Annotated in this window: 23 protein-coding genes; 11 read left to right on the plus strand and 12 right to left on the minus strand. The window is 65.4% G+C overall.

The genetic code is table 11. The annotated features are described in order from the left end of the window. Positions 1-128 precede the first annotated feature (128 nt). The 5 genes from fmt to KUW00_RS03790 all read left to right on the plus strand — a co-directional run bounded on the left by fmt (position 129) and on the right by KUW00_RS03790 (position 5881). A complete protein-coding gene (gene fmt / locus KUW00_RS03770; protein WP_222568251.1) occupies positions 129-1106 on the plus strand; it encodes a methionyl-tRNA formyltransferase in 978 nt (325 codons plus the stop codon). 71 nt (positions 1107-1177) lie between these two features. After that, positions 1178-2482: a 16S rRNA (cytosine(967)-C(5))-methyltransferase RsmB gene (gene rsmB, locus KUW00_RS03775; RefSeq protein ID WP_045995222.1), complete on the plus strand. Its 1305-nt coding sequence runs from the start codon at positions 1178-1180 to the stop codon at positions 2480-2482. A 59-nt stretch (positions 2483-2541) separates the two neighbouring features. After that, on the plus strand, positions 2542-2748 hold the full coding sequence (locus KUW00_RS03780) for a dodecin (protein ID WP_045995219.1): 207 nt from the start codon (positions 2542-2544) through the stop codon (positions 2746-2748). A 178-nt stretch (positions 2749-2926) separates the two neighbouring features. Continuing rightward, positions 2927-4300, plus strand: coding sequence for a Trk system potassium transporter TrkA (gene trkA / locus KUW00_RS03785; protein WP_045995220.1), 1374 nt, complete (start codon positions 2927-2929; stop codon positions 4298-4300). A 132-nt stretch (positions 4301-4432) separates the two neighbouring features. Then, complete coding sequence (locus KUW00_RS03790) at positions 4433-5881, plus strand: TrkH family potassium uptake protein (protein ID WP_108448511.1); 1449 nt, start codon at positions 4433-4435, stop codon at positions 5879-5881. Positions 5882-5920: 39 nt separating this feature from the next. Here the strand turns inward: KUW00_RS03790 and KUW00_RS03795 are convergent, their stop codons facing one another. Then, positions 5921-6808, minus strand: coding sequence for a LysR family transcriptional regulator (locus tag KUW00_RS03795; RefSeq protein WP_213228227.1), 888 nt, complete (start codon positions 6806-6808; stop codon positions 5921-5923). Between the two features lie 99 nt (positions 6809-6907). Between KUW00_RS03795 and KUW00_RS03800 the strand changes: the two genes are divergently transcribed. The 3 genes from KUW00_RS03800 to KUW00_RS03810 all read left to right on the plus strand — a co-directional run bounded on the left by KUW00_RS03800 (position 6908) and on the right by KUW00_RS03810 (position 10138). Continuing rightward, positions 6908-7477 (plus strand): lactoylglutathione lyase family protein, encoded by a 570-nt coding sequence (locus tag KUW00_RS03800; RefSeq protein WP_222568252.1) that lies wholly within the window; start codon positions 6908-6910, stop codon positions 7475-7477. A 97-nt stretch (positions 7478-7574) separates the two neighbouring features. Further along, complete coding sequence (locus tag KUW00_RS03805) at positions 7575-8807, plus strand: TraB/GumN family protein (RefSeq protein ID WP_222568253.1); 1233 nt, start codon at positions 7575-7577, stop codon at positions 8805-8807. Between the two features lie 179 nt (positions 8808-8986). Further along, positions 8987-10138: an alpha-hydroxy acid oxidase gene (locus tag KUW00_RS03810; RefSeq protein WP_222568254.1), complete on the plus strand. Its 1152-nt coding sequence runs from the start codon at positions 8987-8989 to the stop codon at positions 10136-10138. On the opposite strand, the gene KUW00_RS03815 is transcribed toward KUW00_RS03810, so the two are convergent. The 6 genes from KUW00_RS03815 to KUW00_RS03840 form a co-directional block, all read right to left on the minus strand. Further along, complete coding sequence (locus tag KUW00_RS03815) at positions 10135-10737, minus strand: carboxypeptidase-like regulatory domain-containing protein (protein ID WP_222568255.1); 603 nt, start codon at positions 10735-10737, stop codon at positions 10135-10137. The two genes, KUW00_RS03810 and KUW00_RS03815, sit on opposite strands and share 4 nt — an antisense overlap. 102 nt (positions 10738-10839) lie before the next feature. Beyond that, on the minus strand, positions 10840-12366 hold the full coding sequence (locus KUW00_RS03820; protein WP_222568256.1) for a hypothetical protein: 1527 nt from the start codon (positions 12364-12366) through the stop codon (positions 10840-10842). A 241-nt stretch (positions 12367-12607) separates the two neighbouring features. Then, complete coding sequence (locus KUW00_RS03825; protein ID WP_222568257.1) at positions 12608-13489, minus strand: tRNA-uridine aminocarboxypropyltransferase; 882 nt, start codon at positions 13487-13489, stop codon at positions 12608-12610. A gap of 195 nt (positions 13490-13684) precedes the next feature. Beyond that, entirely contained in the window at positions 13685-14407 is a 723-nt protein-coding gene (locus KUW00_RS03830) for an SIR2 family NAD-dependent protein deacylase (RefSeq protein ID WP_045993075.1), read from the minus strand. A 47-nt stretch (positions 14408-14454) separates the two neighbouring features. Next, the gene (aceK, locus tag KUW00_RS03835; RefSeq protein ID WP_108131228.1) at positions 14455-16197 is read right to left on the minus strand and encodes a bifunctional isocitrate dehydrogenase kinase/phosphatase; all 1743 of its coding nucleotides are present in this window, start codon (positions 16195-16197) and stop codon (positions 14455-14457) included. A gap of 165 nt (positions 16198-16362) precedes the next feature. After that, positions 16363-17841, minus strand: a complete 1479-nt coding sequence (locus KUW00_RS03840) for a TrkH family potassium uptake protein (RefSeq protein ID WP_222568258.1) — start codon at positions 17839-17841, stop codon at positions 16363-16365. 161 nt (positions 17842-18002) lie between these two features. Between KUW00_RS03840 and KUW00_RS03845 the strand changes: the two genes are divergently transcribed. Genes KUW00_RS03845 through KUW00_RS03855 form a run of 3 tightly spaced genes read left to right on the plus strand, consistent with a single transcriptional unit; the run spans position 18003 to position 19829 of the window. After that, positions 18003-18779: a pseudouridine synthase gene (locus KUW00_RS03845; protein WP_045993072.1), complete on the plus strand. Its 777-nt coding sequence runs from the start codon at positions 18003-18005 to the stop codon at positions 18777-18779. Continuing rightward, a complete protein-coding gene (gene tcdA / locus KUW00_RS03850) occupies positions 18779-19576 on the plus strand; it encodes a tRNA cyclic N6-threonylcarbamoyladenosine(37) synthase TcdA (protein WP_045993071.1) in 798 nt (265 codons plus the stop codon). Before KUW00_RS03845 ends, tcdA begins: the two co-directional genes overlap by 1 nt. 19 nt (positions 19577-19595) lie before the next feature. Next, positions 19596-19829, plus strand: a complete 234-nt coding sequence (locus KUW00_RS03855; RefSeq protein WP_045993070.1) for a DUF1653 domain-containing protein — start codon at positions 19596-19598, stop codon at positions 19827-19829. Between the two features lie 365 nt (positions 19830-20194). Here the strand turns inward: KUW00_RS03855 and bfr are convergent, their stop codons facing one another. The 5 genes from bfr to lptF all read right to left on the minus strand — a co-directional run bounded on the left by bfr (position 20195) and on the right by lptF (position 24298). Then, entirely contained in the window at positions 20195-20680 is a 486-nt protein-coding gene (gene bfr / locus KUW00_RS03860; RefSeq protein WP_045994716.1) for a bacterioferritin, read from the minus strand. A gap of 365 nt (positions 20681-21045) precedes the next feature. Next, positions 21046-21252, minus strand: a complete 207-nt coding sequence (locus KUW00_RS03865; protein WP_045994717.1) for a bacterioferritin-associated ferredoxin — start codon at positions 21250-21252, stop codon at positions 21046-21048. A gap of 340 nt (positions 21253-21592) precedes the next feature. After that, positions 21593-22072, minus strand: coding sequence for an RDD family protein (locus KUW00_RS03870; protein ID WP_213228245.1), 480 nt, complete (start codon positions 22070-22072; stop codon positions 21593-21595). A gap of 82 nt (positions 22073-22154) precedes the next feature. Further along, positions 22155-23219, minus strand: a complete 1065-nt coding sequence (lptG, locus tag KUW00_RS03875; protein WP_124804932.1) for an LPS export ABC transporter permease LptG — start codon at positions 23217-23219, stop codon at positions 22155-22157. Then, the gene (gene lptF, locus KUW00_RS03880; protein WP_222568259.1) at positions 23216-24298 is read right to left on the minus strand and encodes an LPS export ABC transporter permease LptF; all 1083 of its coding nucleotides are present in this window, start codon (positions 24296-24298) and stop codon (positions 23216-23218) included. Before lptF ends, lptG begins: the two co-directional genes overlap by 4 nt. Positions 24299-24472: the final 174 nt, after the last annotated feature.

Genomic DNA, 24472 nt, shown 5'->3' on the forward strand with positions numbered 1-24472 from the left:
GCCGCCGCCATCTCGGCCCCGCAACCGCCTACGACGAAGACCGGCAACGTGAATCACGTTGTCGGTCTTCGTCGTTTCGCCCGTCTCCGTTACTATTGTCCCCGCATTCTTCGGCCAAGGCCCTGAACATGACCCGATCGCTGCGCGTGATCTTCGCTGGCACGCCCGACTTCGCCGCCGAGAGTCTCTCGGCGCTGCTGGCCAGTCACCACCAGGTGATTGCCGTCTATACCCAACCCGATCGCCCCGCCGGACGCGGCCGCAAGCTGACGCCAAGCCCGGTCAAGTCGCTGGCGCTGGAGCACGGCCTGCCGGTGTACCAGCCCGAGCGGCTCAGGGACGAAGCCGAACAGCGCGCCCTGGCCGCGCTGGACGCCGACGTCATGGTGGTGGTGGCCTACGGCCTGATCCTGCCGTTGCCGGTACTCGAGGCACCGCGCCTGGGCTGCCTCAACGTCCACGCCTCGCTGCTGCCGCGCTGGCGCGGTGCAGCGCCGATTCAGCGGGCGATCGAGGCCGGCGATGACGAGAGCGGCGTCACCATCATGCAGATGGACGAGGGACTCGATACCGGCGACATGCTGATCATCCGACGCACCGAGATCCTGCACACCACCACCGGCGGCGAATTGCACGATCGCCTGGCCGAGATCGGTGGCAAGGCCATGGTCGAGGCCCTCGACCGACTCGCCGACGGTGAGCTTGCCGCCACGCCGCAGCCCGAACAGGGCGTCACCTACGCCTCCAAGCTCAGCAAGGCCGAGGCCGAGCTGGACTTCGCCCAGCCCGCCGCGACCCTGGCCGCCCGGGTGCGCGCCTTCAATCCCTGGCCGGTGACCTGGTGCGCGCTGGGCGATGAACGTCTGCGTATCCACCTGGCCGAGCCGACCGACGACGGCGCACCAGAGTCGCCCGGCACCATCACCCGCGCCGACACCGAGCTGCTGGTGGCCTGTGGCGACGAGGGCCGCGAGCGCCTTCGCATCACCCGGGCCCAGCTGCCCGGCGGCAAGGCGCTGGCGGTATCCGAGCTGTTGCGCGCCAGGGCCGAACGCTTTCCCCAGGGCACGCTGCTGGGACGTCCTTTCCCGGAGACCTCCGCATGAGCGATTCTCAACCCCCACGCGATCGCAAGCCGCCCCACCATGGCCGCCGTCACGCCAACGCCCGACGCGACATGGGTGACTGTGTCCGCGCCGCCGCAGCCAAGGCGCTGGTGCCGGTGATCACCGGCAAGGGCTCGCTGGCCACCCTGGACGACCATCAGGTGGTGGCCCGCGACCGTGCCCTGTTCAAGGCCATGTGCTTCGGCGTCTGCCGCACCCTGCCACGGCTCGAGGCACTGGCCGCCCAGCTGCTCGAGAAACCGTTCAAGAGTCGCGATGCCGACATTCAGGCGCTGCTGCTGCTGGGCGCCTATCAACTCCTGTACCTGCGCATTCCGGCCCACGCGGCGGTAGGCGAGACCGCCGGTGCCGCGCGTCTGCTCGGCAAGGCCTGGGCCACCCGGGTACTCAACGGCTGTCTGCGCCGGCTGCAGCGCGAGTCGTCGACGCTGGAAGCCGAAGTCGACCGTGACCCGGCGGTGGCGCTGTTGCACCCACGCTGGTGGCTCAAGTCGCTGCGCCAGGCCTGGCCCGATGACTGGCAGGCGATCTGCGAGGCCAACAACCAGCCGGGACCGATGACCCTGAGGGTCAATCGTCGCCACAACGACCGCGAGCAGTACCTGGATATCCTCGACGGTGCCGGCATCTCCGCCAGGCTATGCGCCCACGCCCCGGACGGGCTGGTGCTGGAGACCGCCCGCGACGTGGAGGCCCTGCCCGGCTTCGCCCAGGGCCACGTCAGTGTCCAGGACGAGGCCGCCCAACTGGCTGCGGTGCTGCTTGGCCCGGTGGTGGCACCGCGGCCGGGTGCGCGCGTGCTCGACGCCTGCTGCGCCCCCGGTGGCAAGACCGCTCACCTGCTTGAGCTGTTCGACGTCGACCTGCACGCCATCGACTCCGATGCCGCGCGCCTGGCACGGGTGGAAGACACCCTGACTCGTCTGGGCCTGTCGGCGACCCTGGCCCAGGGCGACGCCACCGAGCGTGACTGGTGGGACGGCACCCCGTTCGACGCCATCCTGCTCGACGCCCCCTGCTCCGGCAGTGGCGTCATCCGCCGTCATCCCGACATCAAGCGCCTGCGTCGGCCCAGCGACATTGCCCAGCTGGCCCAGCTTCAGCGCGCGTTGCTCGACAATCTGTGGCCGCTGCTCAAGCCCGGCGGCACCTTGCTCTACGCCACCTGCTCGGTGCTGCCGGAAGAGAATCGCGACCAGATCCGCGACTTTCTCGCGCGCACCCCGGACGCCAGCGAGCAGATGCCCGACGGCATCGCCTGGGGCCAGGTTTCCGGGGCCGGACGCCAACTGTTACCGAAGGTCGACAGCCATGACGGCTTCTTCTATGCCAGACTGGTGAAGGCGGGCCGCTAGTCCGACCAGGACGTCGGCCTGGCCGCCCGTGACCTATGCTTCTCCAACAGGGAGTCTGTATGAGCCAACACGTCTACAAGCAGATCGAGTTGACCGGTTCCTCGGAAACCAGCATCGAAGATGCGGTACAGCGGGCCATCACCAAGGCCTCGGAAACCGTGCATGACCTGCGCTGGTTCGAGGTGACCGATACCCGCGGCCATATCGAGAATGGCCGGGTGGCCCACTGGCAGGTCACGGTCAAGGTCGGCTTCACCCTCGACTGACCTCCGAGGCTGATTCGACCCGGAGACCCACGGGACTTGCATTGCACAAGTCCTGCGGTGTTTCCTTTCAGCACAGGGCGGGGCTCTCCCGCCCTGTTGTACTGTTCAGAGCTCGGGTATGCTGGCTCAATGCTGCAACGCACCATAGGCTCTGAACCCCTCTTCGGACACGACGACGATGAAGATCATCATTCTCGGCGCCGGCCAGGTTGGCGGCACCCTGGCGGAGCACCTGGCCCGCGAGGAGAACGACATCACGGTGGTGGACACCGACGGTGAGCGCCTGCGCGAGCTGCATACCCGGCTCGACATCCGCACCGTCTCCGGGGCGGCCTCCTACCCCATGGTGCTACGCCAGGCCGGCTGCGAAGACGCCGACATGCTGATCGCGGTGACCAACTCCGACGAGGTCAACATGATCGCCTGTCAGGTCGCCCATACCCTGTTTCGTACCCCGACCAAGATTGCCCGAGTGCGCGCCACCGCCTACCTGGCGCGCAAGGGACTGTTCGCCCACGAGGCGGTGCCCATCGACGTACTGATCAGCCCCGAGCAGGTGGTCACCGACCATATTCGCCGGCTGATCGAGCACCCCGGCGCCCTGCAGGTGCTGGAATTCGCCGGTGGACTGGTCCAGCTGGTGGCGGTCAAGGCCTTCTACGGCGGTCCGCTGGTCGGCCAGGAGCTCGGCTTCCTGCGCCGTCACATGCCCAGCGTCGACACCCGGGTGGCCGCCATCTACCGGCGCAACCGTCCGATCATTCCGCGTGGCGACACCGTGATCGAGGCCGACGACGAGGTCTTCTTCATCGCCGCCCGGCGCGATATACGCGCGGTGATGAGCGAGCTGAGGCGACTGGATCGCGACTTCCGCCGGGTGGTGATCGCCGGCGGCGGCAACATCGGCGAGCGCCTGGCCGAGCACCTCGAGCACAGCCACCAGGTCAAGATGATCGAGCACAGCCTCGAGCGCTGCACCCAGCTCTCCGAACGCCTCGACCGCACCGTGGTACTGCACGGCAGCGCGACCAGCAAACGCCTGCTGGAAGAGGAGAACATCGAGGACTGCGATATCTTCTGCGCGCTGACCAACGACGACGAGGTCAACATCATGTCGTCGATGCTGGCCAAGCGCATGGGTGCCAAGAAGGTGCTCACCCTGATCAACAACGCCGCCTACGTGGATCTGGTCCAGGGCGGCGAGATCGACATCGCCATCTCGCCCCAGCAGGCCACCATCGGCAGCCTGCTGACCCATGTGCGCCGCGGTGACATCGTCAACGTCCACTCGCTGCGCCGCGGCGCCGCCGAGGCCATCGAGGCCATCGCCCACGGCGACAGCCAGTCCTCCCGGGTGGTCGGTCGTGCCATCGGCGACATCGACCTGCCCGGTGGCTCCACCATTGGCGCGGTGGTGCGCGGCAAGGAAGTGCTGATCGCCCACGACGACGTGGTGGTGGAGAGCGGTGACCACGTCATCCTGTTCGTCGTCGACAAGCGCAAGATCCGTGACGTCGAACGCCTGTTCCAGGTCGGATTGACCTTTTTCTGATGGGCGCGCCCCTCGCCCCTGCCGCCATACCAAGGAGAGCCGCCGCATGAGTCCGATGCCGACCGGGCTTGAGACGACGACCCGTCCCGACATGTCCCCCGCCTGTTGCCGTCAGCCAGGAGGCAGGACGCCATGAGCCTGAGGATGATCCTGCGCATTCTCGGGCTGCTGCTGATGATGTTCAGCCTGACCATGGTGCCGCCCATCGCCATCTCGCTGCTGTTCGGCGACGGCACCTGGGACGCCTTTTTGATCGCCATCGCCATCACCGTGCTGACCGGCGCGCTGATGTTCCTGCCCAATCGTCGTGCCCGGCGGGAATTGCGCACCCGCGACGGCTTTTTGATCGCCGCCATGTTCTGGACGGTGCTGGGGCTGTTCGGTTCGCTGCCGCTGATGCTCACCGGCAGCACCGCACTGTCGTTCACCGACGCGGTGTTCGAATCGTTCTCGGGGCTGACCACCACCGGTGCCACGGTGATCACCGGCATCGACTTCCTGCCCGAGGCGATCCTCTACTACCGTCAGCAGCTGCAGTGGCTCGGTGGCATGGGCATCGTGGTGCTGGCGGTGGCGATCCTGCCGACCCTGGGGGTCGGCGGCATGGCGCTGTACCGTACCGAGATACCAGGGCCGCTCAAGGATTCCAAGCTGACCCCGCGGATCACCGAGACCGCCAAGGCACTGTGGTACATCTACGCCACCCTGACGGTGGTGTGCATGCTGGCCTACATGGCCGCCGGGATGGACTGGTTCGACGCCCTGGGTCACAGCTTCTCCACCGTGGCCATCGGCGGTTTCTCGACCCACGACGCCAGCATCGGCTACTTCGACAGCGCGGTGATCGAGGCCATCTGTATCGTCTTCATGCTGATCTCCGCGCTCAGTTTCAGCCTGCACTTCCTGGCCTGGCGCGAACGCCGTATCGGCCACTACTGGGAAGACTCCGAGGCGCGATTTCTGTTGCTGTACCTGACGGGGCTGGCCAGCATCACCGTGGTGGTGCTGTGGCTGACCGGTACCGAAGAGACCACCGTGGGACTTCGCCACGGCATCTTTGAGGTGGTCTCGGTAGCCACCACCGCCGGCTTTTCGGTGGCTGACTTCTCCGCCTGGCCCGGCGCCCTGCCGCTTTTGCTGTTCATCGCCGCCTTCGTCGGCGCCAGCTCCGGCTCCACCGGCGGCGGCATGAAGGTCATCCGCATCATCCTGATCATCAAGCAGGGCATGCGCGAGATCATGCGCCTGATCCACCCCAATGCGGTGATCGCGGTCAAGATCGGCAAGGTCAGCGTACCCGACGGCATCGCCCAGGCGGTGTGGGGCTTCTTCTCGGCCTATGTGCTGCTGTTCTTCCTGATGCTGGTGGGGGTGATGGCCACCGGGGTCGACCAGGTCACCGCCTGGTCCACGGTGGGCTCGGCGCTCAACAATCTGGGGCCGGCGCTGGGCGAGGCCAGTCTGCACTACGGTGACATGCCGACCATGGCCAAGTGGATCCTGGTGATGGCGATGCTGATGGGCCGCCTGGAGATCTTTACCGTTCTGGTGTTGTTTACCCCGGCCTTCTGGCGCAAATAGGACCGATCCTGGCGCCCTTTCCTTTGCCGTAGCCCTTCGCTAGAGGGCGGTGTCGGCACCCGCCACCGCCTCTCGCATCACCGAAAGCGCCCGCTGTGCCCGGGCCGACAGTGGCCACTCGGCGCGCTGGATCAGGTAGAGGGTATCGCTGACCTCGGGGGCACCCTCGACCACACGGATGGCGTGCTGGTCCTCGAAGGCCTCCCGGGCAAAGCGTGGCAACACGCTGAAGCCCAGCCCCTGGGCCACCGGCGCCAGGATCAGGCCAATCTGATTGGTAAAGCCGCTGCGCGGCCAGCGAGCGTAGCCCGGCGATCCCGGAAAGCGCCGACTGAGCAGACGGGTGGCCAGAGCCTTGCCATCCGGATGGTCGATAAAGCCCAGCGCCATCAGCTCATCGAATGTCTCGACACGGGTGTTGGCCGGCACCACCAGTTCCAGCGCCTCGGTGGCAAACTCGCTGACCGTCAGACTGGCGTCGTCGGGACGCTCGCCCACCAGCCCCATCTCCACCTTGCCGTCGATGACGGCCTCGACGATCTCCCGCGTCGGACCGAAGCGATGGCGAATCGCCAGCCCCGGCGCGCGCTTCTGCAACGCCAGCAGACGCGGGTAGATCGCAAGCCCGATGCTCCCTGGCGTCATCAGGCTGATCTCGCCATGATCGTCCAGGTCACCGGCCAGGCGCTGGGTGAGGCGCTGATCGACCCGTTCACGTTCGTTCAGATAGTCCAGCAGGGCGTGGCCGGCCGGGGTCAGCTCGAGCCGCCGAGGCCGGCGAATGAACAACAGTCCCAGCTCGGCCTCCAGGCGCTGGATATGCTGGCTGACCGCCGCCTGGGTCAGATCAAGGCGCTCGGCGGCGCGGGTAAAGTTGCCCTGCTCCACCAACGCCTGAAACGAGCGTAGCCAGAGCGGATTTGCCATAAGCATCTATTATCATCACCATAACGTAGCGTCGATTTTCATTATAGCGATCCCGGCCCAGACTGTGCTCATCATTCCTGCATCAAGAGGTGACACTCCATGAGCCAGCAAGACGACTTGGCAAACGCCAACCACGACGCTCCCGCCAACTCTTCAAGCAACTCTCCAAACAGTTATCCCCGCAGCTTCTCCCATATCGGCATCTCGGTGCCGGACGTGGAGGCCGCGGTGACGTTCTACACCCAGGTGCTGGGCTGGTACCAGATCATGGCGCCGACCACCATCGAGGAAGACGACTCCGCCATCGGCGAGATGTGCACCGACGTCTTCGGCCCTGGCTGGGGCAGTTTCCGTATCGCCCACCTGTCCACCGGTGACCGGGTAGGCGTGGAGCTGTTCGAGTTCGCCAACCACGAGGACCCGGAAAACAACTTCGAGTACTGGAAGACCGGCGTATTCCACTTCTGCGTCCAGGATCCCGACGTCGAGGGCCTGGCCGAGCGCATCGTCGCCGCCGGCGGCAAGAAGCGCATGCCCAAGGTGCGCGAGTACTATCCCGGCGAGAAGCCCTACCGGATGATCTACATGGAAGATCCGTTCGGCAACATCCTCGAGATCTACTCGCACAGCTACGAACTGACCTATTCCGCTGGCGCCTATCAGGACTGAACGCCGGACAATGTCAGCTCTAGGGCAGGCCAGGGTTTGGCCTGCCCTCCTCGTTCATGGATAATCGATCCTTCACATTCTCAAGGCCCCGAGCCCCATGAGCGAGATCGACGACACTGCGCTGGCCGAGCGGCCCGAGACCCGAGGCGGCCCCCGACGGGACCTCCGCGTCGGCGACACCACCTTTACCCTGCTGGGCACCGCCCACGTCAGCGCCGAGAGCGCCGACGAGGTGCGCGACCTGATCGATTCCGGCGACTTCGACGCCGTCGCCATCGAGCTGTGCGACGCCCGCCACAGCAACCTGGCCAACCCGGACGCCCTGGGTGACCAGGACCTGTTCCAGATCTTTCGCCAGGGCAAGGCCGGCATGGTCGCCGCCAACCTGGCCCTCGGCGCCTTCCAGCAGCGCATCGCCGAGCAGTCCGGCATCGAGCCCGGTGCCGAGATGCGCGCCGCCCTGGAGGCCAGTCAGCGCCACGGGCTTCCGCTGCTGCTGATCGACCGGGACGTGGGCCTGACGCTCAAGCGGATCTACCAGAACGTGCCCTGGTGGCAGCGCTTTAGCCTGCTGTCGGGCCTACTTGGCAGCGTGCTGTCGCGCCAGGAAGTCTCCGCCGAGGAGGTCGAGCGGCTCAAGCAGGGCGACGTGCTGGAGTCCACCTTCAGCGAATTCGCCGCCGAATCACAGTCGCTGTTCACGCCCTTGATCAGCGAGCGCGATCGCTACATGGTGATGCGCCTGGCCCAGCAGTGCCCCCCCGGCAAGTTCAAGCGGGTGCTGGTGGTGATCGGCGCCGGCCACCTCAAGGGCATGGCCGAGCACCTGGAAGGCCCGCCTGCCGAGGACCCGGCCGAGGAAATCGCCGCACTGGAGGCCACCCGGCCGCCGTCGAAGGTGTGGAAGATGCTGCCATGGCTGATCACTGCCCTGGTACTGACCGGCTTCGCCATCGGCTTTTCGCGCAACACCGAGCTCGGCTGGCAGCTGGTGGCGGAATGGTTCGTGATCAACGGCGTGCTGTCAGGGGGCGCCACCCTGTTGGCCCTGGCCCACCCGGTCACGGTGATCGCCACGGTGTTCGCCGCCCCGTTGACCTCGCTCAATCCGACCATCGGGGCGGGCTTCGTCGCCGCCGGGGTGGAACTGGCCATGCGCAAGCCCAAGGTGCGCGACTTCTCCACCCTGCGTCACGACGTTACCCAGGTGAAGGGCTGGTGGAAGAACCGTGTCTCGCGCACCCTGCTGGTGTTTCTGACGGCGACCCTGGGCTCCGCCGCCGGCACCTGGATCGCCGGTTTTCGTATCGCCGACAGTCTGTTCGGCTAGCCCGGCCGCCTCGTTCGGCACCCTCGCGCCGCCGCCCCCTCGGGCGGCGGTGTCGTTTCGACGCCCCCTACCATCAACGTGAACCCGCTCCGGGTCCACGCCAGCCGGCCATCGAAACCGGCTCCGAAGCCCGCTTAGACTATGCTCAAAGGAACAGCCTGCTGAACGGAGTCGGCCCCATGACCCGCAGCACCATCGAGGCGCTTCGCCAAGGCGCGAGACGGCGACTCCCACGGCTGGTCTTCGACTATATCGAAGGAGGCTCCGGCGCCGAACAGGCGCTGGCCGCCAACCTCCAGGCCATGTCTCGAGTGGCGCTGGCACCACGCCTGGCCGACGTCAGCCGGCGCACCCTCGGTACTCGCATTCTGGGCGAAGATATCGCGCTGCCGCTGGTGCTCTCGCCGGTGGCCTTGGGCGGCCTGGCCTGGGCCGACGGGGAACGTCTGGCCGCACGCGCCGCTGCGCGAGCCGGGGTCCCCTACACCGCCGCCACCCTGTCCAACGCCCCCCTTGCCCATATCGCCCGGGACTGCCCGCGTCCACCCTGGTTTCAGCTGTTCGTGTTCAAGGATCGCGGTCTCAGCGAGCGACTGATGGACGACGCCCTGAGTCTCGGCTGCCGTGTACTGGTGCTGACCATCGATATGCCGCTGCTGGCCGATCACCACCGGGGACTCGGCCACGACGTCAGGCCCGATCCGGCCACAGCCCTCAAGCTCGCCTGGGGGCTGGGCCGTCACCCCGGCTGGTGGTGGCGCCACCTGCGCAGCCGTCGTTTCGCCCTGGGCAATCTGGACGGACCGCTCTCGGCCCCGGACGGCATCGCCTCACTCGCCAGTTGGCTCGGCGACCAGCTCGATCCGTCACTGGGGTGGAGTGATCTGGGCTGGGTCCGCGCCCGCTGGCCGGGCGCGCTGGTCGTCAAGGGTGTACTGGACGCGGACTCGGCGCGCCAGGCCGCCGAGCAGGGGGCCGACGCCGTGGTGGTGTCGAATCACGGGGGGCGCCAACTGGACGCCGCCAGGGCCACCATCGCGGCGCTTCCCGAGGTGGTGGCGGCGGTGGGCGAGCGTCTCGAGGTGCATCTGGATGGGGGGATTCGCAGCGGCCTGGACATCCTTCGGGCGCTGGCCCTGGGCGCCGACGCCGTGCATATCGGCCGCCCCTATCTGTATGGACTGGCCGACGCGGGCGAAGCCGGCGTCGAGCGCTGCCTGGCGATCCTGCGCCGAGAGCTGGACCAGGGCCTCGCCATGTGTGGCTGTTCGAGTATCAGGGAAGTGGATGCACGCGCGCTGGCAGCGAACGCCAACCACGTCGATCGTTAGCCGGGCGGCGGCGCTGCGCCACAGTCGCTGCCTTCCGCCAGGCGCCAACGGTAATTGTCGTGCTGTATCGCGAGGGAAATCGCCTCTTTGGCGACGTGATTGCCGACCTGATTCCCGGCGTGATCCCCGGGGCTCTTTTCCTTGACCATGGTCTCGGCAGAGCGTCCAGCGGGCGCCTCGGCATCGAACGCCAACATGGGCAGGTTCACCGTGATCGGCTGGCGCAGCGTATCCGGGACCATCTCCATCACCTCGATCCACAGCGTCCGGTAGCCGTCGCGCTCGATCTTCCAGCACTGAGGACGGAGCCCGCTTGCTGCCATCAACAACTGCCCACCGATATGCGAATGTCCCGGAATGGCGAACCGCCCGTTGCTGTCGGTCACGTCGGCGGCCTCGGCAAAGGCCTCGGCCGAGACCCTGGCCCCCGCCAGTGGGGCTCCGGTACGGGCGTCGATGACCTGCCCCTGCAGTGGCTGGCGCGCCCAGCGCTCACTGATCACCGGCACGCAGCCAGAAACCAGCGACATCAGTACCAGCAACAGTGCCAGCACCGCCATCAATGAGATGCTTCGCCGACCACCCGTCGCCAGCCTCATGGGACTTCGCCTGTGCAGAATCGTCGATAGAAACTCTACGCCATCCCTGGCCCATCGTTTCAACGCTGGGCGGGCCGGTGGTAACACCACAGTTCCAGACCGTCAGGCCAGCGAACGACCGGCCACACGCAGGCGACTGTACTCTTCCAGCGCCGATGACTCGGTCATGCTGCAGATCCAGTCATGCACGAGGCGTCCACGATGGTAGGCCTCCCAGACCTCGCGGCTCGCCCCTTCCCAGGGCTGCGCCATGGCCTGGCGGTACACCCTGAGCACGCCGGGCGGCAACCGCTTCACCCACAGCGTCAGCCGCGGCGAGGCGCCATGGCCCTCGTCCAGCAGTCGCACGAAGGCCGCTTCCGGCAGGCGCAACGCCGGCAGGGCGGCATCGAGCAGTCCACATAAGGTGCGGTAGCCCTCGAGCTCCAGCCGTTCCAGCTCCGGATCCCGATATTCGACCCGGGTGGCCAGGCTGTCGAAGGCCTCGAGCAGAACGCGACAGCCGACCTCCGCGCTCAGCAGCCTCAACTGAGGCTGTCCCTCCCGAATGTTCTCCAGGTGGGCCACGAAGGCATCGGCGGCGTGATTGACCAGGGTGCGCCCTAGCGCCAGTCGCAGGTAGTGAAAGAAGCGTCCCAGTTCCTCGACGTTGTCCCGCTCATAGCGGCGCAGCGCCCAGTCCAGCATGCCACCGAGGCTCCAGCGGCGTACTACTCCGTGGCGCGAGAAGCGCCGCTCCTCCAGACTCGCCCAGGGCTCTCCCTGGCGGGCCAGCCCCTCCACGTAGGCCTGTTTGAGCGATGCCACCAGGGACGTCGGGTCGATCAACCCCCGCTCCACCACCGCCTCCAGACGAGACAGGGTCCGTGCAATGACCTCGGCGGCATCCACTACATAGCTGGCCGGATGGCGATGATCCTGGCCCAGCCCCAGGACACCACGCATGGCCGTCTCCTGGTCGCTCTCGGCACGATAGCAGTAGCCCTGGCGGCCACGGCCATCGTCGCCCACTTCGCGCCACACCGCCTGCTCCCCCAGCAGCACCGCGCCCTGGACATGGGTCAGCGAGATCCCCTCCTGCTTGCTGATGGTGCGGAGCGCCTGGGCCTGGGCGTCGAACCGACACAGCTCGTTGAGCAGGGCCGCACCCTGGATATCGTCCTTGGCCAGCGGCAGCTGGCGGCCTCCCAGGGCCGACATATGGCTGTCGAACCAACCGCAGAGCGCAAGTTCTCCGGCCTGACCAAAGGGAGGTCGACCGATATCACGCAGCAGGCTGCCCACCTCGACCAGACAGATGAAGGCGTCTTCCAGACCATCGAGGCCACAGTCACCCGCCCGCTTGCCCAGCTTGCGATAGACCATCTGCACGATCCGGCGCCCCATCTGCTGTCGCTCCAGCGAGGCCGACAGCAGGCGCCTCTGGCTTGCGTGGGCCAGCACCGCGCCCTGCTGGGGCAGCAGCTGCAATCGACGCAGGCTGGCACTGTGGACGACCCGGGTACGGTCCTTTTCCAAGCGACGCTCCAGCGTCGCCACGGAAAATGCGGCATCACCATCCACCGCCAGCGATGGACAGCGATCTCCCGGGAGAGGTCGGCAGGGGTGAAAACGCCTACGAAAATCCATAACGCTCCTCGTGCGCCAAGCCGCACAGATTGACGAAACTGTGTCAAAAGAAGAGCGTCTCCCAGAAAAAGCCCGGGCGAACTAGGATATTCGCGACACCACAAGCCAGCAGTCGTGGATAGGGAATGTAGTTCTATACCGACAGGTCCGAAAAAACCCGCTCAATACGGCATAGTTATGCGTATACCGACACCGATCCTGGCGTTGTCGTCGCCTCGCCTCGATGCCTGACCACGCCCTCTCACCCTCGCCGGGCGGCCAGCCTGCGCATGGCCGGGCTTGGCGTCTCGATCTTGTGGTAGCGCCGACTGGCGGCGTAGCTGTCGTTGAAGACGTCGAAGTAATCGTCGAGCACCGAAGCGGCGTCTTCCTCGCCGCTCTGACGCAATAGCTCGGCGGCCACCTCGGCGGTGCACAGATGCGCCTGGGAAGCGGGCTTGCGCAACCGATAACGCGTCAGTCGATCGGTTCTCAGCGGCAGTACCGGCAGGCGTTCCAGGTAGGGGCTCTTGCGAAAGATCCGCCGCGCCTGACGCCAGGTGCCGTCGAGCAGGATCAGCACCGGGATGCGCTCCCGGGGGACTCGCCGGACCGCCTCCACCTCGACCACGCGGTCGGCGTAGTCGGGCTGGTCGTCGGGGAATACCACGAAGGGGGCGTAACGCTCGTCGGCCAGGAGCGCCAGCAGCTGTTCATCGGGCGTGGTGCGATACCAGGTGAAGACTCGGGTGGGCGCCAGCACGTCGGCGATCAGACGGCCGGTGTTGGTCGGCTTGTGGTGCTCCAGCGGATGGGTGATCAGCCACACCTGGACCCGAGAGTCGGCCTTGGCCTGATAGGGGCACAGGCAGTTGAGTTCAGGCAGGTTGCAGCCGGCGCAACGGGTGACGAAACTGCCGCGCGCCTTGAACTCTCGTCGCGGGGGACGCGGATGACCGGTGGCAGGGTCCCTGTCGAGGCTCGGGCTCTCGCCGAGGTGCGGATCCCCGACAGCGCTCGGCTCACCCGGATGACGATCGGCGGACGCCTCCTCGGTGGTTGAAGCTTCCTGAGCCGAGCCGGAATCTTCGGAGCGGGCGTCTTGCTGGGAGGGGGCGGAATCGGCGAAACGAGAGTCACACATGGGCGGGATGCAGGCTGCGGCAAAGGGCGCCCAATCTACCACGCCCCATTGCCTGCGTCAGGCAAGCCACGCGAAAGACCGCTCTATCTACCCCCCGTTCGATGGCGCTCTAGACAACCCAATCAACGGCTCTATAGACAACCCGTTCGACGGCTCTCTAGAAAACCCGCTCGACGGCGCCACCTTCGCCCGGGCCTAGCCCAATTGCGGCATGAACAGTCGACCTTCACGCTGCCAGTGACGGGTCAGGGCGGGCACGCCCTCACCTGCCGGCATCACCAGCCGGGCAACGCCAGCAGGCACCCTGAGCGATTCGTCGGGGTCCACCAGCACGCAGTCGGCATCGAAGGGCAGTTCGTTGATCAGGGCCGCCGCCGGCATCACCGCCAGCGAAGTGCCGACCACCAGCAACAGGTCCGCCTCGGCGACGATCTCGCAGGCGTCCTGATAGGCCGGCACCGCCTCGCCAAACCAGACCACGTCCGGGCGCAGCTGGCTGCCACGGTCACAGACGTCGCCCATGGCGATATTGCGACGCCCCAGCGGATAGCGCATGCGTTCGTCCACCGAGGAGCGCGCCATCATGATCTCGCCATGCAGGTGCAGCACCCGACGGGAGCCCGCTCGCTCGTGCAGATCGTCGATGTTCTGGGTGACGATGCTGACCTCGAAGCCACGCGCCTCGAGGTTAGCCAACGCCCGGTGGGCGGCGTTGGGACGCGCGCCACGTACCTGGTCCCGACGGGCGTCATAGAAGCTCAGCACGCGCTGCGGGTCTCGTGCCCAGCCCTCGGGGGTGGCGACGTCCTCGATGGGATGATCCGCCCACAGGCCATCGGCGGCACGGAAGGTCTGGATTCCGCTCTCGGCGCTGATGCCGGCGCCGGTCAGCACCACCAGGTGGGGGGCCTTGGACATGAACTCGCTCCACAGCTTTGAGAGTCTGAATCAGCGCCGCCACGGACTCAGTAGGTCAGGCCCCCGGGGTCCGAGGCGAAGCGCTGCTTGTTGCGATAAGGGTAGACGTCGATCACCTGACCGTCGGTGATCGCCGCCTGCAGGCTCTTCCAGTAGTCGGCATCGAACAGCTCCGGATGCAGTTCGAAGAACAGCTTGCGCAACTGCACATTGGCGAACAGGAAGGGCCCGAATTCCTCGGGGAAAATATCATTGGGCCCCACCGAGTACCAGGGTTCGTCGGCCAGCTCCTGCTCGGGATACAGGGGCTCCGGGATATGCCGGAAGTTGCACTCGGTGAGATAACTCACCTCGTCGTAGTCGTAGAAGATCACCCGCCCGTGGCGGGTCACCCCGAAGTTCTTCAGCAGCATGTCGCCGGGGAAGATGTTGGCCGCCGCCATCTGCTTGATGGCATTGCCGTAGTCCTTGAGCACCGCACGGGTCTCGGTCTCGTCGCACTGCTCCAGATACAGGTTCAACGGGGTCATCATGCGCTCGGTGTAGCAGTGCTTGATGATGACCTTGTCGTCCTTCAGGTAGACGTTGCTCGGCGCCACTTCCAGTAGATGCTCCAGGCATTCGGGATCGAAGTGGTCCTTGCGCGATACCAGGTAGGAAAACTCCTGGGTATCGGCCATCCGGCCGACCCGGTCATGGCGCTTGACCAGGCCGTACTTCTCGCGCACGTTGTCGCGACTCATCGCCTTGGACGGGTCGAAGCGGTCCTTGATGATCTTGAACACGGTGCGGTGTGACGGCAGCACGAACACCGCCATCACCATGCCGCGCACCCCGGGGGCGATGATGAACTTGTCCTCGCGCCGCGCGATCTGCTGGTTCAGGGCGCGGAAGAACTCGGTCTTGCCGTGCTTGAAGAAGCCGATGGCAGCGTAGAGTTCGCTGATCGGCTTGTCCGGCATCAGCATGTGCAGGTAGGCCACGAACTCACGGGGCACGGTGGCATCGACCTGGAAGTAGACCCGGGTGAAGGAGAAGATGATCGACACCTCGTCGGGCTCGATCAGCACCGTATCCAGGTGCAGCCCCTTGCCCTCCTCGTGGAGCACCGGCAGCACCAGCGGCACCTGCTCGCCATCGCGGTGGATGCGGCCGACCAGGTAGGCGCCCTTGTTGCGGTAGAAGACGCTCTTCAGCAGTTCAATTTCGGTGTCCGTGCCGTCCGCCAGCCCTTGCGGCAGGTGCTCGACCAGAAAGTCACGCGCCAGATGTCCGCAGTGGCCCAGGTCGATGAACTCCATTCCCAGTTCGGCCCCCTCCAGCGCCTCGGCGATGGCCCTTGACCAGTCCCCTTCCACCGCGATGTGTCGGCACAGCTCGATGCCCGAGTGGTGTGACGCGGCGTCCCTGGAGGAGTTGACGAACATCCAGTCATCGCGGATGTGGCGGTGATGAAAGATCGAGCAGAACAGCGAATTGAAGTAGGTCTCGGCCAGCTCGTAGTCGAGTCGCTGACCGATCAGCTCGACATAGTGCCCCTTGGCCTCACGCCAGCACTCGCAGTGGGTCAGGATGTCCTCGTCAAAGGTGCGCTGCAGGCGCCCCAGGGTCTCGTCGACCTTCTCCTGATAGAGGTTGATCCGCTCCGCCGAGGCCTGCTGGGCCTCGCGCCAGGCGGCGTCGCGAAAGCGTCGATTGGCGTCCAGGGTGATCTGCTTGAAGCGCGAGCGGTACTCGTCGAATCCATGCAGGATAGTGGCGGCGATGCGATAGGCAGGGGACAGTTTCATCACGGGGCTCCCGACGGGCGTCAGCTCAGAATGACCGCCGCCGCCACCTTCGGCGAGACGACCAATGTCGACTGTCATGTTGCCGTGCAACATGGCAGCCGCCAAGCCGTCTGTCCAACCCGGCACACTACGCCATCGATCACCTCCCCCACCGCCGCCAAAGACCTATTTGCGCCAGAACATCGGGGTCAACAGTACCAGCACGGTCAGGATTTCCAGGCGGCCCATCAGCATGCCCACACACAACAGCCACTTGGCGGCGTCGGGCAGGGTGGAAAAGTTGCCGGCTGGGCCGATGATATCGCCAAGTCCTGGCCCGACGTTGGCCACCGCCGTGGCCGCCCCGGTCAGTGCCGTGACCAGATCGAGGCCCAGCATGGCGAGGGCCAGGGCGAGGCCGGCGATGGTCAGAAAGAAGAAGAAGGAGAAGGCCACCACGCCCCGGCTGATCTCATCGGACAGCGGCGCACCGTTGTAGCGAGAGACGAAGACCCCATGGGTGTGGATCAAGAAGCGCAGCTGGCTCAGCAGCATCTTGATCGCCACCTGGAAGCGAAAGATCTTCATGCCTCCGCTGGTCGAACCACTGCAGCCACCGACAAAGGTCAGATAGAAGAACGCCATGGCGGCGAACGGGCCCCACTGGCTGTAGTCGTCGCTGGCGTAGCCGGTGGTGGTCACCACCGAGACCACGTTGAAGGCGGTGTGAGTCAGGGCATCGAACATCGCCTCGCCTCGCCATACCCGATAGAGGCTGAGGATCAGCGTCACCACCAGCAGTAGCCACACCAGCCCACGGACCTGCTCGTCGCGCCACAAGGCCAGCGGCGAGCCGCGCAGAAAGCGGATGTAGAGCACGAAGGGCAAGGCGCCAAGCAACATGAACAAGGTGCCCATCCACAACAGATGCGGCTGGTCGGCGTAGGCCCCGAAGGAGGCGTCAGAGTTGGCGAAGCCGCCGGTCGACACCGAGCTCATGGCGTGCACCACCGCGTCTACCGGTGCCATGCCGCCGATACCGTAGGCCAGAATCGCCACCAGGGTGCCCAGGGCGTAGATGCCGAGCGTGGCCTTGGCGATGCCGCCGGTGCGCGGCATCACCTTGTCCGACCAGTCCGAGGATTCGGTCTGAAAAAGGCGCATGCCGCCGACCTTGAGAAACGGCAGGATGGCGATGCCCATGACGATGATGCCGATGCCGCCGAGCCACTGCATCAAACCCCGCCACAGCTTGAGACCATCGGACAGCTGGTCGATATCGGTGAGGATGGTGGAGCCGGTGGTGGTGATCGCCGAGACCGACTCGAACACCGCATTGGTCAGCGACAGATGGGGCGCGCCAAGCACCAGCGGCAGGCTGGCGAAACCGCTGATACTGACCCAGCTCAGGGTGGTCAGCACGAACATCTGCTGGGTCTTGAGCGCCACCGGTATCCGCCAGGTCAGCCACCAGCACATCAGCACCGTGGCCAGCACCACCAGCAGGGAACGAGCGAAGGCCGGCGCGTCGGCGTCGCCTTCCCATACCAGCACCCCCCAGGGCAGCAGCATGAACAGCGCCAGCACCAGCCAAAGTACCGACAGTACCTTGAGGACCGGTGCCCAGTCCCTGCACCAGCGCAGCATCCCTATCCCTCGGGTCATAGCCTGCTCCCTCACCGATTGTCGGGGCTCATCATAGACCAAAGCCGTAGCCAGAGATGCCCCTCGACTCACGGAGTCGTCGCAATCCGGATGACAGATCGCCGCAACATGGCGACAATAGCGCGCCTCGAGCCCGCATTCACGCCATAGGTATCGCCGCGATGTCCCTGCCCTTGCCCATTCTCTACCAGGACGACGATCTGGTGGCGGTGCACAAGCCGTCAGGGCTGCTGGTGCATCGCAGCGCGCTGGCCCGTGGCGAGCGCGAATTCCTGCTGCAGCGCCTGCGCGACCAGTTGGGCCAGCGGGTCTACCCGGTGCATCGGCTCGACCGGCCTACCTCGGGGGTCATGGTGTTCGCGCTGTCCTCGGACATGGCCCGGCGGCTGGCCGAGGCCTTCACCGAGCGCCAGGTGACCAAGCGTTACCTGGCGGTGGTGCGCGGCATCGGCCCCGAGACCGAGCGCATCGACCGGGCACTGCGCGAGGAAGACGGTAGCCGGCCCAAGGCCGAGATGCCGGCGATGCCCGCGATCACCGAGGTGCGTCGACTCGACAGCGTAGAGCTGCCGGTACGTATCGACCGCTACCCCCAGGTTCGCTACTCGCTGATGGAAGCCCGCCCGCTGACCGGCCGGCGCCACCAGATACGCCGCCATCTGTCCGGCATCGGCTACCCGATTATCGGTGACGCCAAGCACGGCAAGGGCAATCACAACCGCTTCTTTCGCGACAGCCTGGACTGCGATCGGCTGCTGCTGGCGGCGACCTCGCTCGAGTTCGAGCACCCTCGCCATCGCACCCCGATGGCGCTGTGCTGCCCACTGGACGCCTGCATGACGCGGCTGTTCGACCGTTTCGGCTGGCGCGCCCACCTGCCCCGGCCAGTCAGCACCACCAACGCCAACGTGACCGCAACGACCCAGCGAGATTCCTGATGAGCACTGACCCCAGCGACAACGACTATGACCTGCGCTTTGGTGGTATTCGCCGTCTCTACGGCACCACCGCCAGCGCCCGTCTGGCGCAAGCCCACGTGGTGGTGGTCGGGGTCGGCGGTGTCGGCAGCTGGGCGGTGGAGGCGCTGGCCAGAAGCGGCGTCGGCAAGCTGACCCTGATCGACCTCGACGACGTCTGCGTATCCAACGTCAATCGTCAGCTTCACGCCCTCGACGGCACCATCGGGCGGCCCAAGGTGGAAGTGCTGGCCGAGCGCTGCCGGGCCATCCACCCCGGCATCGAGGTCGTCGCCGATGTCGCCTTCGCCACCCCGACCAATCTCGCCGAACGCATTCCCGAGGACGCCGATCATCTGATCGACGCCATCGACAGCGTGGTGGCCAAGGCCGCACTGATCGCCTGGTGCAAGCGCCGCAAGCTGCCGCTGACAGTCACCGGTGCCGCCGGCGGCCAGACCGACCCCACCCGGATCAAGGTGGCCGACCTGACCCGCACGGAGCATGACCCCCTGCTTGCCAAGGTGCGCTCGCGCCTGCGCCGCGACCATGGCTTTTCGCGCAACCCCAAGCGCCGCTTTAGCGTCGAGTGCGTCTACTCCGACGAGCAGCTGGTCTACCCCGGCCAGGACGGTGAGGTCTGCCACACCAAGCCTGGTGCCGGCGAGTCCACGCGCCTGGACTGCGAGAGCGGCTTCGGCGCCGCCACCTTTGTCACCGGCAGCTTCGGCTTTGTCGCCGCCTCGCGGGCGCTGGCCAGACTGACCCGGGTAAAATGAGCCAGACAAGGAACCGACCATGACAACCCCGCAATCCCCCCTTCCGGTGCCCGGCATCTATCGCCACTACAAGGGCCCGCTCTACGAGGTGACCGGCGTCGCCCACCACAGCGAGAGCGAAGAGGCCCTGGTGGTGTACCGCGCGCTCTACGGCGACTACGGCCTGTGGGTGCGCCCGCTTGAGATGTTCTGCGAGAGCGTCGACGTCGAAGGTGTCACCACTCCACGCTTTGCCCTCGAGAAGGCGTTCTAGGGCTTGTCTGAAAACTGTCTGCGCTCGGTAATACGGCGTTAAAAATCGGCTGGTGCGCCAGCCCGGTCAAAATGCTCATTTACACCCCGTAAACTGCGCTTTCTCACCGATTTTTGCCTTGTCTAACCATCGCTCGTCGACTTTTCCGACAGCGCCTAGCAGGCCCTGACGGCGCCCGGATCCATGTCGTCGGTCCGACGCTGCCAGTTCGATAACGCTGGTCCAGCAGCGCCAGCCCGGCGAGGCGAGTCCATACGCCCTGGCCAGCGCGCAGGCAACGGAACACGCAGACGCAAAAAGGGGAAGCCGCTGGCCTCCCCTTTTTGCTTGCCTGGGCGCTGTCGATGCAATGCGCCAGCGCTAAATCACTCTTCGCCGCCGGCCTTTTGCATTTGCGTCTGCAGATACGCCTGCAAGCCGACCTTGTCCATCAGACCCAGCTCGGTCTCGATGATGTCGATGTGCTCTTCCTCGTCGTCGAGGATCTTCTGGAACAGGTCACGGCTGACGTAGTCCCGCACCTGCTCGCAGTAGGTGATGGCTTCGATCAGGTCGTCACGCCCGGTATGCTCCGCGGCCAGGTCGGCCTCGAGCATCTCGCGGGTGTCCTCGCCGATATGCAGCTTGCCGAGGTCCTGCAGGTTGGGGATGCCTTCGAGAAAGAGGATGCGCTCGATCAGAATGTCGGCGTGCTTCATCTCTTCGATGGACTCGTCGTACTCCCACTTGGCCAGCCGGGCCAGGCCCCAGTCCTTGTACATCTTGGCGTGCAGGAAGTACTGATTGATGGCCACCAACTCGTTGCCCAGCACCTTGTTGAGATGCTCGATGACCTTGGGATCGCCTTTCATGGAAAACTCCTCAATGCTTGCCGGACATGTGCTTGCCGGACATGTGCTTGCCGGACATGTGCTTGCCGGTGATTGCCGACCGGCCGTGGCCAGTCGTCGTTGATCGAACCGTCTTGCATCGGACGCCGCAGAGGCGACGTCTCTCCTTGGCCTCGCCCGCCTTCACAGGGCAACAGACGCGGGGCTACAGACACACTGGCACGACAAGCAATGCCCTACCAGCTCCCGTCAAGAAGCAGTATAGGGCATCCATGAAAAAACTCAATAAAATCAGAATCTTGAAAACCGCAACTACAACGATATCGATTGCTAATTCAAAAGACTACCGCAAAGGAAGTAGCGCAAGAGCGTACCGACGACCAAGGCTATACCGCATAGGCCAGCGCTTCGACTTCCAGACTCGACGCTTCCTGGATGGCGTCGCGGGTGATCTGCTTGCCCACACAGGCACATTTGCCGCACTGGGTGCCACAACCGGTCTCACGCTGAACCTGACGCCAGCTACGCGCGCCGTCATCGACGCTCTGACGAATCTGTCGGTCACTGACCCCTTTGCACAGGCATACGTACATCGCCATCTCTCCTGAATCACTATAGCCAATGTAAATGATTCCCATAGCGACGCGCAACCTTTTCAAGAGTAATTCGTATTTACCTTAGCTAAAGATTTGAATTTACATGACTCAGCTCAAGCGTTGCCCCTGCCGACAGCCAATCGACAGCATCCACAAAACCAGGAACGAAACAGCGGGGAGCGACTCGTGCAGGCTGGATGGGGAGGGGCCGAGCAGCATCTCAGGGAGAACGTCGGCCGGGCGCTGCAGAGGGTAAAGGGTCGATGGCAGACGCCCGAGCCGGGCTAAGGCGTAAGCTGCCCTGTTCAGGAGTCTCGCGTAAGCGCTCGTTGCAGGGCTATCGCTTCGCCGCCTTCGGCAGCACTACCACCTGAGTGCCAGACGCCAGATCCGCCCAGCTGCGCCGTTCCGAGTCGAACAGCACCCACCAGTGGCCCAGCCCCAGCGGCACGAAGGAAAACGCTCCCACGGCGAAGCGCAGCATGGTCTGACGCAGGCTGATGGGCCCGCCGTCGAGGGTCTGGACGCGCAGGCGCCAGGCCTGCATCCCCAGGGTCATGCCACCGCGGCGCCAGAAGAAGGCAAAAAAGGCAAAGGCCGCGACCACCAGCAGCAGTCGCAGGCTGAGCACCTGCCAAACGCCTGCCCCCACCTCTTCCGGGGCCAGGCCCAGCAGCTTGCGCACCACCAGCACGTGCAGGGTGGTAATCGCGATCCAGATGGCCAGCAACAGAAAACTGTCGTAGAACATGGCGCCCAGACGCCGGCCCAACCCCGCGGGCCAGACATCATCGAGATGGGGAAAGCGTCGTGTCATTGGGTTTGCTCAGCAGGTGAAGTCTCGGCAAGGCGCACACTAACGTTGGGGCCGGGTCGATCGAGAGTGCCCACGCAGTCCTTCACCCCGACCGCCTCAATAGGTGAAGTCCCAGCAAGGCGCACACGAGTGTGGGGGCCAGCACCGCCCAAGCCGGCGAAAAGCCGAATACCGTGGAGGCCGGTGCCAGCAGATCCTGGAGGTACTTGAACACCAGCCCGGTGATGACCCCGTAGAACACCCTCGTCCCGGCGGCCACGGTGCGCAGCGGGCCGAACACGAAGGACGCCGCTACCAATACCAGCGAGGCCATGGTCAGGGGCATCAGCATCTTCTGCCAGAAGTACAGAAGCGGCTGGGTGGCCTCCAGGCCCTGCTCGTCCAGATAGCTGGCGTAGGCCCACAGCTCGCTCGGTGCCTGGGTCTCCACGTCGCGCAGCAGACGCGACAGCTGAGTCGGCGACAGGCTGGTGTCCCAGCGCAGGCTAGCCACCTTGTCGACCTCGGTGCGGTCATCGGCAAAGCGGGTCGTCTCGACCTGCTGCAACTCCCAGAAGTCGCCCTGCCACACCGCACGCCTGGCAGTGGTTACCGAATCCAGCCGGTGGCCGTCGAATTCGTAGCGGGTCAGATCCAGCACGGTGTCGTCGGCGCGAATCGCACCAAAGCGATAGAAGTCGTCGCCCTCGCGCTGCCAGCCACCGCGTTCGGTGACCACCGCGCCCTCGCCCTGCATCTGCTGCACCTTCCAGGCGTGGGCGAACTGCTCGGTTCTGGGGCTGACGAACTCTGCCACCGTCAGCACGATCACCACCACCAGGATGATCGGCTTCATCACCCCCCAGACGATGCGCGCCAGCGACCGTCCCGCCGCCCGCATCACCGTCAGCTCGTTGTTGGAAGCCATGCTGCCGAGTCCGATCAGGGCGCCGATCAGCACCCCTACCGGGGCATACTGATAAAAGCGCCAGGGCAGGCGCATGCACAGAAACAGGAAGACCTCGAAGGCACCATAGCCGCCTTCGATGTCTCCGAGGTCATCGATATAGGTGATGATCAGGTCCAGGCCCAGCAGCACCACCTGCACTACCAGAATGGCAGCGAGGACGTTGCGGGCGATGTAGCCGTCCAGGCGATCGAGAATCATCCGCTCATTCCCTTGCGTTGGGCATTGAAGGCCAGTCCCAGGCCGAGGATCAAGAAGCCTGCGTGGATCGGCCACATGCCGATGACGGCAGGCAGGCTGCCGCTGCCGATGGCGTCCATGGCCGCCAGCAGCAGACTCAGGTAGGCCACGTACAGAAAGATCGCCGGCAGCAGCTTGGCAAAGCGGCCCTGGCGTGGATTGACCCGGGACAGCGGCTGGGCCAACAGGGTCAGCACGAACACCATCAGGGGAGCGCCGAGTCGCCACTGCAACTGGGCCCTGGCCTCGGGCGAAGCGTCATTCAGCAGGGTCGTGGTGGTGGCAAACTCCGCCGAGTCGGTCTCGACCGCCTCCACCGCCCGCGCCAGACGCACGGCGTAGGTACCGAACTCGAGCCGCTCGGCGTCGGCGCGACCGGCCTCTGCGCTATAGCGTTCACCGTCTTCCAGCACCAGATAGCGACTGCCAGTGTCCGGATCCACCGACTGGTAGCCCTGGGTCGCCCGGGTCACCACGCTCTCGGGGGAGCCATCACTGCGCTTCTGGCGTTCGCTGATGAACACCTCCTGCATGCGCTCGCCATCCTCGGACACGTCGCTGGCGTAGGCGATACGCCCACTGCCGAACTCCTGAAAACGCCCTGGCGCCAGCGCCGAGAAGTCGAGCTTGCTGCGCTGTTCTTCCAGCACCAGTTCGTTGTGCAAGGCACCAGCGGGGGTCAGCCACAGGCTGAATATCCCGACCAGCAGTGCCACCAGGGCGGCGGGCACCAGGCTGACCGTCAGCAAGCGGTTGGGGCTGGTGCCGCAGGCCACCAGCACGGTGATCTCGCTGTTAAGGTAGAGCTGGCCGTAGGCCAGCAGAATTCCGAGAAAGAACGCCAGCGGCAGGATCAGCTCGAGAAAGCCCGGCATGTGATAGAGCATCAGCGAGCCGAGGATGTTCGCCGGGATCTCGCCTTCGGCGGCGTTGGCAAAATAGCGGATAAACCGACTGCCCATGATCACCAGCAGCAGCACCCCGGCCACCGCCGACATGGTCAGCAGAATCTCGCGGGTGAGGTAACGGAATATGATCAATGCGCGCTCCTGCTCTCGGTCGTCCTCACCGGTCGTCCCTGATCCAGTATAGGTCCCTGATCGATGTCTCTACCCGATCGATCGCTGCGGCCACGGTGATCATGCAAACCCCGGGGGCCTTGGGTACACTGGATGGACTCGGCATCGTGCCGGCATTATCCAGAATCCCCCCAC

The sequence above is a fragment of the Halomonas sp. DP5N14-9 genome (genome assembly GCF_019802175.1).
In the GTDB taxonomy this organism is placed as follows: domain Bacteria; phylum Pseudomonadota; class Gammaproteobacteria; order Pseudomonadales; family Halomonadaceae; genus Halomonas; species Halomonas litopenaei.

What these genes read in the sequence shown, in the direction of transcription:
- bfr (WP_045994716.1), bottom strand. Translation starts at nt 20,680, where the DNA reads ATGAAAGGCGATCCCAAGGTCATCGAGCATCTCAACAAGGTGCTGGGC.
- KUW00_RS03820 (WP_222568256.1), bottom strand. Translation starts at nt 12,366, where the DNA reads ATGGATTTTCGTAGGCGTTTTCACCCCTGCCGACCTCTCCCGGGAGAT.
- tcdA (WP_045993071.1), top strand. Translation starts at nt 18,779, where the DNA reads ATGAGCACTGACCCCAGCGACAACGACTATGACCTGCGCTTTGGTGGT.
- KUW00_RS03805 (WP_222568253.1), top strand. Translation starts at nt 7,575, where the DNA reads ATGAGCGAGATCGACGACACTGCGCTGGCCGAGCGGCCCGAGACCCGA.
- KUW00_RS03865 (WP_045994717.1), bottom strand. Translation starts at nt 21,252, where the DNA reads ATGTACGTATGCCTGTGCAAAGGGGTCAGTGACCGACAGATTCGTCAG.
- KUW00_RS03815 (WP_222568255.1), bottom strand. Translation starts at nt 10,737, where the DNA reads ATGAGGCTGGCGACGGGTGGTCGGCGAAGCATCTCATTGATGGCGGTG.
- KUW00_RS03840 (WP_222568258.1), bottom strand. Translation starts at nt 17,841, where the DNA reads ATGACCCGAGGGATAGGGATGCTGCGCTGGTGCAGGGACTGGGCACCG.
- KUW00_RS03800 (WP_222568252.1), top strand. Translation starts at nt 6,908, where the DNA reads ATGAGCCAGCAAGACGACTTGGCAAACGCCAACCACGACGCTCCCGCC.
- KUW00_RS03870 (WP_213228245.1), bottom strand. Translation starts at nt 22,072, where the DNA reads ATGACACGACGCTTTCCCCATCTCGATGATGTCTGGCCCGCGGGGTTG.
- fmt (WP_222568251.1), top strand. Translation starts at nt 129, where the DNA reads ATGACCCGATCGCTGCGCGTGATCTTCGCTGGCACGCCCGACTTCGCC.
- KUW00_RS03830 (WP_045993075.1), bottom strand. Translation starts at nt 14,407, where the DNA reads ATGTCCAAGGCCCCCCACCTGGTGGTGCTGACCGGCGCCGGCATCAGC.
- KUW00_RS03790 (WP_108448511.1), top strand. Translation starts at nt 4,433, where the DNA reads ATGAGCCTGAGGATGATCCTGCGCATTCTCGGGCTGCTGCTGATGATG.
- trkA (WP_045995220.1), top strand. Translation starts at nt 2,927, where the DNA reads ATGAAGATCATCATTCTCGGCGCCGGCCAGGTTGGCGGCACCCTGGCG.
- rsmB (WP_045995222.1), top strand. Translation starts at nt 1,178, where the DNA reads ATGGGTGACTGTGTCCGCGCCGCCGCAGCCAAGGCGCTGGTGCCGGTG.
- KUW00_RS03810 (WP_222568254.1), top strand. Translation starts at nt 8,987, where the DNA reads ATGACCCGCAGCACCATCGAGGCGCTTCGCCAAGGCGCGAGACGGCGA.
- KUW00_RS03795 (WP_213228227.1), bottom strand. Translation starts at nt 6,808, where the DNA reads ATGGCAAATCCGCTCTGGCTACGCTCGTTTCAGGCGTTGGTGGAGCAG.
- KUW00_RS03855 (WP_045993070.1), top strand. Translation starts at nt 19,596, where the DNA reads ATGACAACCCCGCAATCCCCCCTTCCGGTGCCCGGCATCTATCGCCAC.
- KUW00_RS03845 (WP_045993072.1), top strand. Translation starts at nt 18,003, where the DNA reads ATGTCCCTGCCCTTGCCCATTCTCTACCAGGACGACGATCTGGTGGCG.
- KUW00_RS03825 (WP_222568257.1), bottom strand. Translation starts at nt 13,489, where the DNA reads ATGTGTGACTCTCGTTTCGCCGATTCCGCCCCCTCCCAGCAAGACGCC.
- aceK (WP_108131228.1), bottom strand. Translation starts at nt 16,197, where the DNA reads ATGAAACTGTCCCCTGCCTATCGCATCGCCGCCACTATCCTGCATGGA.
- lptG (WP_124804932.1), bottom strand. Translation starts at nt 23,219, where the DNA reads ATGATTCTCGATCGCCTGGACGGCTACATCGCCCGCAACGTCCTCGCT.
- KUW00_RS03780 (WP_045995219.1), top strand. Translation starts at nt 2,542, where the DNA reads ATGAGCCAACACGTCTACAAGCAGATCGAGTTGACCGGTTCCTCGGAA.